Origin of the sequence: Geofilum rubicundum JCM 15548, from assembly GCF_000974365.1 — a bacterium.
Classification (GTDB): domain Bacteria; phylum Bacteroidota; class Bacteroidia; order Bacteroidales; family Marinilabiliaceae; genus Geofilum; species Geofilum rubicundum.
This window is the reverse complement of sequence record NZ_BAZW01000008.1, coordinates 133,986-147,266: the sequence shown is the minus strand read 5'-3', so window position 1 is coordinate 147,266 and position 13,281 is coordinate 133,986. Positions and strand designations below refer to the sequence as shown.

Annotated in this window: 14 protein-coding genes; 6 read left to right on the top strand and 8 right to left on the bottom strand. The window is 42.4% G+C overall.

Annotated features, from left to right (window positions below; translation table 11 throughout):
• Window positions 1–168, bottom strand: a 168-nt coding sequence (locus tag JCM15548_RS26200) for an amino acid kinase family protein (RefSeq protein ID WP_439645445.1), incomplete at its 3' end; no start/stop codon positions are given.
• A 499-nt stretch (window positions 169–667) separates the two neighbouring features.
• On the opposite strand from JCM15548_RS26200, the gene JCM15548_RS06760 reads away from it, so the two are divergent.
• The 4 genes from JCM15548_RS06760 (at window position 668) to JCM15548_RS21555 (ending at window position 4,616) form a co-directional block, all read left to right on the top strand.
• Window positions 668–1,816: an HlyD family secretion protein gene (locus JCM15548_RS06760; RefSeq protein ID WP_062123719.1), complete on the top strand. Its 1,149-nt coding sequence runs from the start codon at window positions 668–670 to the stop codon at window positions 1,814–1,816.
• 2 nt (window positions 1,817–1,818) lie between these two features.
• On the top strand, window positions 1,819–3,993 hold the full coding sequence (locus JCM15548_RS06755) for a peptidase domain-containing ABC transporter (protein ID WP_062123717.1): 2,175 nt from the start codon (window positions 1,819–1,821) through the stop codon (window positions 3,991–3,993).
• 17 nt (window positions 3,994–4,010) lie between these two features.
• Entirely contained in the window at window positions 4,011–4,343 is a 333-nt protein-coding gene (locus JCM15548_RS06750) for a helix-turn-helix domain-containing protein (RefSeq protein WP_062123715.1), read from the top strand.
• Window positions 4,344–4,442: 99 nt separating this feature from the next.
• Complete coding sequence (locus JCM15548_RS21555) at window positions 4,443–4,616, top strand: lactobin A/cerein 7B family class IIb bacteriocin (protein WP_157482483.1); 174 nt, start codon at window positions 4,443–4,445, stop codon at window positions 4,614–4,616.
• A 1,033-nt stretch (window positions 4,617–5,649) separates the two neighbouring features.
• Here the strand turns inward: JCM15548_RS21555 and tsf are convergent.
• From tsf to rplM, 4 genes are all read right to left on the bottom strand, one after another.
• The gene (tsf, locus tag JCM15548_RS06740) at window positions 5,650–6,477 is read right to left on the bottom strand and encodes a translation elongation factor Ts (protein ID WP_062123711.1); all 828 of its coding nucleotides are present in this window, start codon (window positions 6,475–6,477) and stop codon (window positions 5,650–5,652) included.
• 101 nt (window positions 6,478–6,578) lie between these two features.
• A complete protein-coding gene (gene rpsB, locus JCM15548_RS06735; protein ID WP_062123709.1) occupies window positions 6,579–7,454 on the bottom strand; it encodes a 30S ribosomal protein S2 in 876 nt (291 codons plus the stop codon).
• Window positions 7,455–7,562: 108 nt separating this feature from the next.
• Window positions 7,563–7,949 (bottom strand): 30S ribosomal protein S9, encoded by a 387-nt coding sequence (gene rpsI / locus JCM15548_RS06730; protein WP_062123707.1) that lies wholly within the window; start codon window positions 7,947–7,949, stop codon window positions 7,563–7,565.
• A 5-nt stretch (window positions 7,950–7,954) separates the two neighbouring features.
• Window positions 7,955–8,410, bottom strand: a complete 456-nt coding sequence (rplM, locus tag JCM15548_RS06725) for a 50S ribosomal protein L13 (protein WP_062123705.1) — start codon at window positions 8,408–8,410, stop codon at window positions 7,955–7,957.
• A gap of 282 nt (window positions 8,411–8,692) precedes the next feature.
• Here rplM and JCM15548_RS06720 point away from each other — a divergent pair, with 282 nt between their 5' ends.
• Complete coding sequence (locus JCM15548_RS06720) at window positions 8,693–9,163, top strand: nucleoside deaminase (RefSeq protein WP_062123702.1); 471 nt, start codon at window positions 8,693–8,695, stop codon at window positions 9,161–9,163.
• Window positions 9,164–9,207: 44 nt separating this feature from the next.
• Here the strand turns inward: JCM15548_RS06720 and JCM15548_RS06715 are convergent, their stop codons facing one another.
• The gene (locus JCM15548_RS06715; protein WP_062123701.1) at window positions 9,208–10,347 is read right to left on the bottom strand and encodes a lipid A deacylase; all 1,140 of its coding nucleotides are present in this window, start codon (window positions 10,345–10,347) and stop codon (window positions 9,208–9,210) included.
• 268 nt (window positions 10,348–10,615) lie between these two features.
• Here JCM15548_RS06715 and JCM15548_RS06710 point away from each other — a divergent pair, with 268 nt between their 5' ends.
• Window positions 10,616–11,062 carry a YqaA family protein gene (locus JCM15548_RS06710; protein ID WP_062123699.1) on the top strand — a complete coding sequence of 149 codons (447 nt, stop codon included), beginning with the start codon at window positions 10,616–10,618 and terminating at the stop codon, window positions 11,060–11,062.
• A gap of 168 nt (window positions 11,063–11,230) precedes the next feature.
• Here JCM15548_RS06710 and JCM15548_RS06705 read toward each other — a convergent pair whose 3' ends face one another.
• Together JCM15548_RS06705 and JCM15548_RS06700 are read right to left on the bottom strand one after the other, a co-directional pair.
• Window positions 11,231–11,704: a CAP domain-containing protein gene (locus JCM15548_RS06705; protein ID WP_157482479.1), complete on the bottom strand. Its 474-nt coding sequence runs from the start codon at window positions 11,702–11,704 to the stop codon at window positions 11,231–11,233.
• 187 nt (window positions 11,705–11,891) lie between these two features.
• Window positions 11,892–13,205 (bottom strand): MFS transporter, encoded by a 1,314-nt coding sequence (locus JCM15548_RS06700; RefSeq protein WP_062123697.1) that lies wholly within the window; start codon window positions 13,203–13,205, stop codon window positions 11,892–11,894.
• Between the last annotated feature and the right edge of the window lie 76 nt (window positions 13,206–13,281).

The following is a 13,281-nucleotide window of genomic DNA, read 5'->3' as shown; positions in this document are numbered from 1 at the left end:
CCTGAAAATATTTCCTCCCCCAATCACAATCCCTATCTGGACACCCAGGGCAGCAATCTCACTGATCTGTTCCGCATAATCATTTAAACGATTGGCATCAATGCCGTAGCCTTGTTCGCCCATGAGCGACTCACCGCTCAACTTTAAGAGTATCCTTTTGTATTGCATGATTGGTTTCTTTATGATTCAGAATTGAGCTTCAAAAATAAGGCATTTTTTTAGCGATTATATAATTTGTTGGCGGTTTTTGTCGTGAGAGGTGCTCCATATTTTGCTTTTGATGCTTCTATATTGTGTTTCTAGGTCTTCGGTAGCGACAACAAATAATTGATTTAAGGTAGGCTAATTGCACTTTACAATCAACTCTAAATCAAAAAGCGACAAATATTAATAAATTTTACCCCCCCATCTATATGATTTTTATCACAAATTCGTTTAATTTGCAAACAATTATCAATTCATACCTAACCCAGATGAAACCTAACAAATCAAATTCTCCAGTTCTAAGAATGGCAAAAGATGTCATTCACCACTCAACACAAGCCATCGATATCTGCGTTTTCTGGCGCATTTTTCAGCACCATCAAATTCAAAAATCTGAATAAAAACAAGTGATACCATCTTGTTGACTTTATTGTTGTACCTCAATTCCTAACCCTGACCTGCAATGGATAAAAAAAATCTATTCCCAAGTGAAATAATAGAATTCTCCGCAGAAAGCCATTTTGTAGAAAACAATAAACGCTTCAGGTTGATTTATGTGGGACTTGTTTTGGCTATTTTGCTCACATTAATTTTGCTCCCCCTAGTTAAAGTAACTGTAAGCACGCAAGGCAGAGGGATTGTTCGTACTTATTATGAGAACATTAGCCTCCAGGTCTCCATCTATGGGCAAGTTCGGTATTCTAATATCCATGAAGGCCAATTTGTTCAAAAAGGAGATACCTTGTTAATGCTGAGAGCTGACAGGGTTGATGAACAAATCAGTTATTACCAGAAGCAAAGTAGAGAGAACAAAGAGTTCATAGATGATTTAAAAGCTTTGTTGGCTGGGCGTTTTTCCGTTCAATCACCAAGGTTTATGCAGGAAGCAGGCCAATATAAAGCCAAACTCGAAGAGATGAGTGTTACTTTTCAAATGATTGAAAAGGAATACACATTGGCAGAACATCTTTACAACGAGAAAGTCACTGCCGAAATGGAATACTTGCAGGTAAAAAATCAATATGAACTGTTTCAATCCCAACTAGACCTCTATCAAAAACAAACTAAAAACAGCTGGGAATCAGAACGGACAAAAATCATTAGAGAAAGTGCACAGATTGAGTCCTCCATCCGACAGTTAAAAGAAGAAAAAACGCAATTCATTATAACTGCACCAACTACTGGGGTGTTGAGTCATACAACGGGCATTCAGACCGGCAGTTTTATAAATCCAGGGCAAATTTTGGCTCAAATTTCACCAGACGATGAACTGATTGTTGAATGCTATATTTCACCAAAGGATATTGGCTTTATATTTATAGAACAACCTGTAAGAATCCAGGTTGATGCTTTCAATTACAACCAATGGGGGCTTATCCATGGTGAAGTTTCACATATTTCTGAAGATATTATTTCTTTTGAAAACAACCCGGTTTTCCGGATTCGCTGCAAAATAAATCAGCATCATTTAGCTTTAAAGACAGGCCACAAGGGCCTCCTCAAAAAAGGGATGACGATTACAAGTCGTTTTGACCTCACCAAAAGAAGCCTATTCCAGTTACTGTTTGACAAAGTAGATAACTGGCTAAACCCTAAACTCCAAAATGCATAAGCATGTCAATTAAAGTTAAGCAAAGAGATATAACAGACTGCGGTGCGGCTTGCCTTGCATCAGTAGCTTCGCACTATAAACTTCAGTTACCGGTTGCCCGAATCCGGCAGATGGCGGGAACAGACAAGAAAGGGACCAACCTTTTAGGCATGATAAAAGCAGCCGAGAAGATTGGATTTACAGCCAAAGGGGTAAAAGGAGGAGCTGATGCTTTACCCAAAATCCCTTTGCCAGCCATTGCCCATGTGATTGTTAACAAGGTTCTGCATCATTACGTCGTCCTTTACAGAGTTTCTGATGCTGGGGTCGAATATATGGACCCGGCTGATGGACAAATGCACAAACGCACAATTGAGGAGTTTAGTGATATGTGGACAGGAGTCCTGATGCTTCTGGTCCCCGGAGAAAGTTTCAAAACCGGAAGTGAAAAAATCTCAAACATCAGCAGATTCCTCTTTTTACTTAAACCTCACAAAAGCATACTAACGCAAGCACTAATCGGTGCGATTGTTTATACCTTACTTGGACTTTCCACCTCCATCTACATTCAAAAAATTACGGACTACGTTTTGGTCGGTGGGAATACAAACCTGCTAAACCTCCTAAGCGTCGCGATGATTGTTTTATTAATATTCCAGATATTTATCGGCGTATCTAAAACCATCTTAATGCTTAGAACCGGGCAGAAAATTGATGCACAACTCATTCTGGGCTATTACAAGCACCTGCTGAAACTTCCACAGCGTTTTTTTGATACCATGCGCGTCGGTGAAATCATTTCCAGAATAAACGATGCAGTAAAAATAAGAGCATTCATCAACGACACAGCTGTTTCTTTAATAGTAAATGTCTTTATAGTTGCCTTTTCATTTGGTTTGATGTTTATATATAGCTGGAAGCTGGCACTTATAATGGCCATAATAATGCCATTGTATGTTGTAGTTTATGCCATCACCAACAATCTCAACAAAAAAAGGGAAAGAAAACTGATGGAGCAGGCGGCAGAGCTGGAAAGCCAGTTGGTAGAATCTTTAAATTCCGTAAAAACCATCAAACAATTTGGATTGGAAGAGTATGCCAATGTTAAAACAGAAGTACGTTTTATTACCTTATTAAAAACAATTTATCGTTCGGGTATAAATTCAGTATTTTCATCCAATTCGTCTGAATTCCTCAATCGTATCTTCACCATAATCCTTCTATGGGTTGGATCTTATTATGTTATCAACCAAAGCATAACGCCAGGAGAGCTCCTCTCCTTTTATGCAATACTAGGCTATTTAACTGGCCCTGCGGCCGGGTTAATCGGAATGAATAAAACCATCCAAAACGCTCTGATTGCAGCAGATCGTCTTTTTGAGATAATGGATCTGGAAAGGGAATCAGACGATAACAAGATTGACCTCCGACAAGAATTTTTGGGAGACATCCGATTCGAAAATATCAGTTTTAGTTATGGAACCAGAGTTGAAGTGTTCAAAGACTTTAATCTGACCATCCCCAAAGGCATGATGACCGCCATCATAGGTGAAAGCGGCTCAGGAAAAACAACCCTGGCAGGACTCCTATTAAAACTATATCCAATCAATAATGGCGCTATTTATATCGGAGATCACAACATCAACTACTTCACCAATTCAAGCATGCGGGATATCATCTCCAGTGTACCCCAAAAACTGGATCTGTTCGCGGGCAATATCATTGAAAACATAGCCATTGGTGAATTCCAACCTGATATGGAAAAGATTCTGGAAATATGCAGATTACTTGGAATACTAAACTTCATTGAAAAGCTACCAGCTGGTTTTGAAACGTATATTGGAGAAAACGGGGCCACGCTTTCAGGAGGACAAAAACAGCGATTGGCCATAGCTAGGGCATTGTATAAAAATCCGGATGTGCTGATTCTTGATGAAGCCACTTCATCGCTGGACTCAGAGTCAGAAATTTTTGTTCAGAAAACTTTGGAAGACCTTTTAAATAAAGGAAAAACGCTAATTGTAATTGCGCACCGCTTAAGCACTGTAATGAATGCCGATAAAATTGTAGTACTGGAAAATGGCCAATTATTGGAAGAAGGAACTCACCAAGAACTATACTATCAAAAAGGTAAATATTACCATATGTGGCAAAGACAAATTCCTGTGTTAAGTGAATTAATCCATTCTGATGTTTAACTTCCCCCCCCATCGCCATGAACTTCGTAAAGCAAATTGAAAGATTTCAGATCCTTAACAAGCTCATTCATGAACAAAACACTGGTTCTCCAGAAGAACTGGCAAATCGACTTAACCTGAGCAGGCGTCAACTCTATAACTATTTAGAAGAATTAAAAGACTTAGGAATGGAAATTGGCTATTCCCGAAAATACAATAGTTTCTATTTTGACAACAATAAGAAACTAAAAATCCACTTTAACCTAGAAGTGCTAGAAACTGAAGAAAACACAAAAACCATTGGAGGAAAATGTGTCAAATTTCTACCGTGCTTTTTTTCTGCACGCAGCAGCACTAATTTAGCAGTATGATTGGAGGTTTTCTGGCATGCTAGCTAAACAGATAACCTCCATGATTGGGAGACCGCCAACGCCCGATGATGGTTGGGAAATATTACAAGATACATTAACATGAAAAGTTTAGAATTTGGCAATGAAAATCTTCAAGAACTGGATCCTCTCGAAGTTAAGCTAACAAATGGCGGAGGGATAGGAACTGCCCTTGCAATAGCAGGAGCTATTATATATCTTTATAATAATAAGAGCGATATGGTTGAAGGCTTTAAAGCAGGATGGAATAGTTAATATTTTTAAAATACGAAATTACTATGGATAATCTAATGAATATTGGCTGCAAAGAAATGAGCCTCGAAGATTGTGTGAATATCGATGGAGGTGATAACTTCCTGTATGACCTATGTTATAGTTTTGGCAGAGGAGCAAGATCGGCATGGAATTTTATAAATTCAGGACCTGACGCTTCCTGTTATGACGGTATGGCTTGGCTCTAAATCATACTGTTTATTCTTTATGATGGCAATACCGTTACAATGCGGTATTGCCTTTTTAAAAATACCAAAACGTACATTGTACTCTTTTTTACGAATGCTATCACAAACGGATGACTTTAAAAAATATGCAGAGATTATTCCATTCGCACCGATTTGCAATCGGTGCAGAGCCAATGTTGAAAATTTTAAATAATTTCTATCTTGGTACGCAATAAAAAATATTATTTTCGCATATTGCTAAGGAATTAGCAAAACATAGTAGTTCTTAAATTAGTGGGGGCATTTAAGCGAAGTTTTTACAAACATCGAATAAGACTTCATTACTAGTGATGCGTTAATTATTGAATAATTATCGAGAACCATTGATTCTGTTGACCTATAGGGCTTATTCTTTTTAGGGAATTTGAAATTACAATTAATTCTTGGTAAGCACAAATTACCCTAATTGACTTATTCTCCATTAGTTAATAAGGTTCAATTTGGCAATCGAAATAGGACATTAAATTAAATGCATCAGCACTAAGATTTCATCATTTATTAGTCAAAGTAAGAAGTTTTACTAACTATATCATTACATCTATGAAGGAAAATAATGAAAATTGGGAGTCTCTGTTGAAGGAGAATAAAAAACTAAAACGAAATGTCGGCTAACTTAACTGCCTTTTTAATCATTGCTGCCATCATTTATGTTTATAATAATCTACCTGATATCATTGAAGGTTTTAAAGCCGGTTGGAATACTTGATTTGGTTCGGATTCAAGCAAAAAGAGGCCACCCGTACAGGCAGCCTCTTTGATATTGTAACACCCGAAGGTATTGGAATTTATTAGTTGCTCAATGAGTAACGCTTGAATTCAGTTACAGTAAGCCCTTTGTCGGTTTTCTGCAAGTGCTCACGGATGCTGATTTTTCCGTCTTTAACGAAAACCTGATCCAGCAAGGTGCTTTCCTTGAAGAATTTGCTCAAACGGCCCATGGCGATTTTCTCAACCATGTCTTCTGGTTTACCTTCCTGACGGGTCAGATCTTTGGCAATTTCCAGTTCTTTGTCAATCACTTCCTGTGGAACAGAATCACGGTCAACAGAAACGGGGTTCATAGCAGCCACCTGCATGGCCACGTCGCGACCAATCTGAACATCCACACCAGCCTGATTTAAACCAACCAAAGTGGCCAGTTTGTTACCCGGGTGAATGTAAGCCACTACTGTTTCAGCATTTACCACGTCGTAATAAGGCATATCCAGCTTTTCGCCAATGACACCAATTTGCTCAGTGATAACATCTTTAACAGCCACACCATTCAATTGAAGCTCTTTAACGTCGTCCACCGATTTGGCATCGCTGTTCAAAGCCAAATTCAGGATAGACTCTGCCAAAGCAATAAAACTCTCGTTCTTAGCTACAAAGTCGGTCTCGCAATTCAAAACCATTAATGCCCCCTTTTTGCCATCGGCAGACACGCTTGAAAGCACAACACCTTCCGTAGCCTCACGATCGGCACGCTTATTGGCAATGGCCTGACCTTTTTTGCGAATGATATCAATAGCTTTATCAAAGTCACCATCGGCTTCGGCTAGGGCGTTTTTACAGTCCATCATTCCGGCACCGGTTGTTTTTCTCAATTTACTTACGTCAGCAGCAGATATAGCCATAATTTTTTCTTTTTAGAAATAAAACATTTGGGGAAAGGATGCCTCCTTTTCCCCAAATTGTTGTTTTAAATAAGATTAATAAACAAAGTATAACCGAATAACTATTCCTTAACCTCGTCAGAGGCAGTATTATCCGCTTCGTTAACCGCTCCTTCTACTTCTTCTTTCTCAGCTTCATTTTTCTCACCCTCATCTTCTTTGCGGGCTTTAACGCGGGCACGTCCTTCGCCTTTTTTGGCTTTTGGCGCTGCGTTTTTCTCCTTGGCTGATGCATCGGAGTCCTTGTCGGCTTTACGCTCAGACAAGCCTTCTTTAATGGCATCGGTCATGGCACCAATAATCACTTCTATGGATTTAGAAGCATCATCGTTGGCTGGGATCACAAAGTCAATGTTGCGGGGATCTGAGTTGGTATCCACCATAGCAAATACCGGGATGTTCAAACGGATGGCCTCTTTAACAGCAATGTGCTCTTTCATAACATCGATTACAAACATCGCTGCAGGTAATCTGTTAAGATCAGCAATACTACCAAGGGTCTTTTCCATTTTAGCACGCTGACGGGCAATCTGTAATTTTTCTCTTTTAGAAAGACTGATCCAACTTTGCTCACCCATCATACGGTCAATAGAGGTCATCTTTTTAACCGCTTTACGAATGGTTGGGAAGTTGGTAAGCATACCACCAGGCCAACGCTCAACAACATAAGGCATGTTCACTGACCCTACTTTGTCGGCAATAATGTCTTTGGCCTGCTTTTTAGTAGCTACAAATAATATTTTCCGTCCTGATTTAGCAATTTGTTTTAATGCTGTGGCAGCCTCGTCGGCTTTAACAGCCGTCTTATGCAAGTCTATAATATGGATGCCGTTACGCTCCATAAAAATATAGGGAGCCATCGCCGGGTTCCACTTTCTTCTTAAGTGACCGAAGTGTACTCCGGCATCAAGTAACTGTTGAAATTCTAATTTTGGCATTTCTTAATTTTTAAAGTCGTTTACATTCTTTGTTTTCAGGCAACCGATAAGTAGTTCCTCTGCAGAAATCTTACCGATTTAGATACTAAACGCACCTGAGCTGTATTATTAACGCTTACTGAACTGGAATCTCTTCCTTGCTTTTGGACGACCCGGCTTCTTCCTTTCAACCACCCGTGAGTCACGAGTCATGAAACCGCTTTGACGCAAAGCAGATTTGTCTTCTGCATTAATTTTTACGAGTGCACGGGAAATGGCCAGACGTAAAGCCTCGGCTTGTCCTTTGATACCACCTCCGTCAAGATTTACTTTAATGTCGTAGTTGCCGGCAACATTTAACAATTCAAGCGGTTGTTTCACCACATACTGCAAAGTGGCAGCCGGGAAATAAACTTCCAACGCTCTTTTGTTAATGGTGATTTGCCCTTTTCCTTCACTTAGATAAATACGGGCAACGGCAGCCTTTCTTCTTCCAATGGCATTAATTACTTCCATAACGATTATTTAATGGTGTTTAAATCAATAGCCCTTGGCTTTTGAGCTTCTTGCTTGTGCTCAGGGCCTGCATACACAAATAGGTTTCTAAAGAGTTCACGACCCAATTTAGTTTTGGGCAACATACCTCTGACAGTACGTTCTACCAGACGCTCAGGGCTTTTTGCAAAAAGCATGGCTGGTGTTACTTCTCTTTGTCCGCCGGGGTAACCGCTATGGTAAAAGAATACCCTGTCATCCCACTTCTTGCCGGTCAATTTTACTTTATCGGCATTGATAATAATTACATTATCACCACAATCAAGGTTGGGTGTGTAATTTGGCTTGTGCTTCCCTCTTAGGAGCTTTGCCACTTCCGAACCCAGCCTACCCAACACTTTGTCAGTAGCATCTACCACTAACCATTCTTTCTGAATAGTTGCAGGCGTAGCTGAATTGGTCTTGTAACTTAAAGTATCCACAGTCTTTCTTCAATTTAAATGAGACCTACATTAATTAAAACAATTTGCCGGTGTACAAACGGCGCCAGGCGGGCACCTCAGCAGACGGGCGTGACTACTAAGGCGGTGAACAATGACCTGATTCCAATTTAATTACACCTATTTTTCGGATAATAATCGGCCGCAAAAGTACGCGATTTTTTTGTAACTACCAATGCATTAGCAAAGTTTTTAGTCCGATGACAGAAATAAACCTTAGCCCTATTTTTTATATCTTTGTGTGTTACCTACGCCAAAAATATCATGCACAATCATACGAAATACATGCGCATGGCCATTGACCTGGCCAACAAAAACATTCAGATGGGCGGCGGCCCCTTTGGGGCAGTCATTGTGCGCCAGAACGAAGTGGTGGGCGCCGGTTCCAATCAGGTAACGAACCACAACGACCCCACCGCCCATGCCGAAATTCTGGCCATTCGGGAGGCATCACAGAATCTTAACGATTACAACCTGAGCGACTGCACCCTTTACACAACCTGCGAACCCTGCCCCATGTGTCTGGGTGCCATTTACTGGGCCCGCATCCCACACGTGTTTTTTGGCAACAACCGCCAGGATGCAGCAGGAATTGGTTTTGATGACGACTTTATATATAAAGAAATACAATTGCCCCTCCAGAAACGCAGCATTCTAATGGAGCCCATGCTCGGGGAGGAAGCCATAGCCACTTTTAAACAGTGGGCCAACCTGCCCCACAAAACGGAATACTAAAAATCAATGGACCGTTAGGTGGATAGGTCATTTGTAACGCTGAACTACCTGAGCGGTAGAATATTCGTTATTAATAACTCAGGGGTAAAACCAATTCTGATGCCGTAAGCATAGTCGAACTGTTCGCTGCTCAAGTCATAATAGCCATCCACCAGCAAAGAGAACACCACATCGGGCAGCACCTTTTTATGCCACAACAGCTTTCCGGTCAGCATGGACCGGTCGGCCCACCAGGTGTTTTCCATAAAATCGGAAACAGAATGAAAAATCGGGTTTCCCCGCGATGACAGAAAGCGATCGGCCTTCCAGTAACCTAACATTAAGCTGTTTTGGGAGGATTCTAAAACCACACCTGTATAAAAAGCGTGCCCCTTATTGATACCGGAAGGATGGGCCTCCTTCAATTCATTGTAAACCAGAAAATGTCCAAACCATCCGGCTTTTTTGACAAACCCCGACTGCCGCTTTTCTAATTCCAATCCCGATGATAAATTCATAAAGTTGGCTCCAGCTTCCTCAAAATCACTAATTTGTCCGCCCCGATGCATCACAAGGGCTTGAAGCGGGAGATCCAGTTTCCATCCGGAATCCGAGTTCAATAAGTGCCTTCGGGCACTTATGCCGGCCGTGAAGATCTCCGGAATGCTATCTCCCTGCTCAATATACTGTTCCCAACTCATCCAGGCATCACCCCACCAGTTATCATCTTCATACCGGAACTGAAAACCGTTTTCTACCGGATTAACAATGCTCCGCTCGTAATGAAACAGCGCATCCGACAATCCATGATGGAGGTGTCCGTCAATGGCCCCCATGGTCAGCTGCAGCTGATCAGAGAATAAAACAGTGGCGGAAATCACGGGCCGGACCGTCATGCTTTCATTCTCACCAAAAAACTGTTGCAAATGCAGTCCCCCCCTTAGCCGAAAGCGCTCACCGGCATAATAAACCATTGTAGGTTCAAGCTGATAAGCGGGCAAGGTATAGCCCTCCACAATATCTCCAAAAAATTCATTGTTAATAAACACAAAAGAGGAGGCCATTTTAAAAGTCAGATCGCCCGGTTGGCGAGCAGGTATAGAATCGCGGACCACGGGATGCCAGAAGAGTTGCTGACTGTGCAACATCGGCCCCAACAACAAAAAGAACAAAAGAAACTTGAACACCTTTTTTGAAGATACCATAACACAATAGATCGATAGGTTAATAGATTATTAGGTTGATAGACAAAAATAAACCCATAATATTCAGCAGGTTATGTTGTTGCAACCAGCCAGCACAAGTCAGATAATATTAACGATTTACGAAACGATAACGAACTATTTCATAACAAAGAATCTGGGTTTTAAACCCTACAAAAGTAGCATTAAAGATGCCTTCTCTGTCGGACTTGTCCTAAAAATAGCAAAAACACCTATAGATACCCAACAACTAAAAGATTACTTTTGTAGCATGATCAACGAATTGGGATATTTGGCCCTGTTTGCCGCCAGTTTTCTGGCGGCCACTGTACTGCCCTTCAGCTCAGAAATGGTGCTGTCGGGCATGCTGGTAGCCGGATTTGATCCCTACATCAGTCTGGCCGTCGCCACCACCGGCAACTGGCTGGGCGGACTTTCCTCCTATTGGATTGGCTGGCTGGGAAAGTGGGCGTGGATTGAGAAATACCTGAAAATTAAGGCCGAAAAAATTGAACGGCTCCGACAAAGAATTGCCGGAAAAGAAGGCTGGATCGCATTTTTCTGCTGGCTACCGGTCATCGGCGACCCCATTGCCGTGGTTCTGGGGCTCATCAAAACCCGCTTTATCCCCACCGCCCTTTGGATGCTGGTCGGCAAGGCCGCCAGATACGCCGTGTGGGGCTACCTCACCCTAAAAGGCATCGAGCTTTTCGGGTAACCACCCTTCGTAACACCTTGCGGGATTCCGCTACGCTGCACCTCCCATCCCTATCTACCTTCACGCCCTATTTACCCATCCGACCCCATCAACCCTATCCTTCCCTATCAACCTCTTGACCTATCAACCTCTTGACCTCTCAACCTCTTAACCTCTCAACCTCTTAACCTATTCCATCGGCGTGGCGAACACCTGCACCCAGTACCTGCCATCCTTACTAACCGCTACACCCATGTGCGTAAATTCGGGGTTCATGATGTTTTTGCAGTGGCCCGGACTGGTGATCCAGCCTGCAACCACATCGGCTTCATTTTTATAGCCGTCGGCCAAGTTTTCCCCCACCAACATCCATACAAATTTTTCCTTGTCGACGCGACTGCTCACAGTCGATTTATCGGACCCGGTATGGCTGAAGAAATTCTTGCGGGCCATATCATCCGCATGCCTTTGAGCGGCACGCTCCAGTTTTTCATCCCAAACCAATGCAGGAGCGGCAGACTGTCTTTCATGGCCGCATTTACACTTTTGACCTCTGGCTTTATTCACTTCCTGTAACATCACTTCGGCATCCAATTGCTGGGCCTGAGCCGTTACCATCCAAAAAAACATTCCCATTAAAAGAACCATCCTTTGCTGCATCATCGTTTTCCTTTTTCAATTAATTACCGCTACTGTTCTATCCACCAACGGTACATACAAAATGCATACCCCGTTTCACAAATGCCGCTTACCCGCCAAAAAAATCTTTCAATTTCCGGCAAGAAAAGGCGATAGCTGATCCGAATTCTTTCTGACGCTATTTATAACGGAAGAATGAACAGAAAAGTTTCTATTTAATCGTCTCCGGCAATCTGGGATTATTGGCTTTAAGGGAGGCGATGGACAAATACAAAACAAAGGCTAAAGACGGTATGGCCACAAAGGCATAGGAACCAATTTTGGTGTAGGATAAGCTAAAAGCCACCGGTGCCAGGGCACTGGCAAAAACGATCATCGACATGGCCTTACCTGAAATAGTCCCGATATACTTACGCCCGTACAAGCGCGGCCATGCTACGGCATTTAGCACAGAGAACATACCTCCGGAAATTCCCTGTCCCGCAATCAGCAGGTACAAGCCCCATCCGTGGCCCATCCCTATTAGTCCGACACCTGCCAAAAAACTACCGAAAATCATGATGTATAGCAAAACCTTCAGACGTAACCAATCCGATATGAAATTAAAAAACAGCGATACGGCCACAGAGACCACCGACATGGGGATAAATATGGCTATGGCCTCGGCCCGGGCATATCCCGTTGATTCAAATATAGAAACGACATGAAAAGTAAAACCGGTAATAAAAAAGGAGTTAAAAGACAAGATTAAGGAGTACATCCAAAAAGCCCTGGTTTTGAAAGCCTCATGCGGCTCAAAACTTCGCAGCTCCTTAGACTCTACGGCCTTACTGTCTTTACGTGCCTTTTTTCCATCGGCCAGCAATCCGTATTTCTCGGGACTATCCCTAAAAGTAAGCAAGATCATAACAGTTATCAGCAGCAAGGCCAGGCCCATTATTTGCCAAGCCCCGTCCCAGTCGTAACCAATAATCAAGCGGTCAATCAATACCGGTGCAATCGCAAAGCCCAAAGAAATTCCCAGGGCACTAAAGGCATTGACCCGACCTCGGTAACGCTCAAACCACTTCATGACCATGTTGCGCGACGACATGGTTAAAACGCCCTGTCCGGAAAAACGAAAGACAAAAAAGAGGGCCACCATTAAAATAAAGGGAACCAACCAGTGCTGGACAGACAGGAGCGATTGAATGCCGGAAGACATGACATCAACGAACGAAGCAATAAATAGACCCAGAGCCAATACAAGCGCCGATCCGGCAGCCACTATGCGCGCACCGTAGCGGTCGAACCAGCGCCCGGCGGCGCTGATAAAAAAGGAACTCAGAATCGTGCCTATCATATAGGCCGTACTAAATTGGTCGCGACTCAAGCCCAGTGCATCTTTTACCGGATCGGTAAAAGTAGAAACACCCACTGTTTGTCCGGGCAGACTGGCCCAGACACCAATAGTGCCAACAAGTAAAACTAGGTATCCATAAAAAAATGGAAACTTTGCCGGATGGAAAAGCGATCGAATTTTCATATCCGGCAAAGTTATGAATTATATCCCCAAAATATCCATCTAATTAATAGGACCTCGGGGTACGGCCATCCGCCCC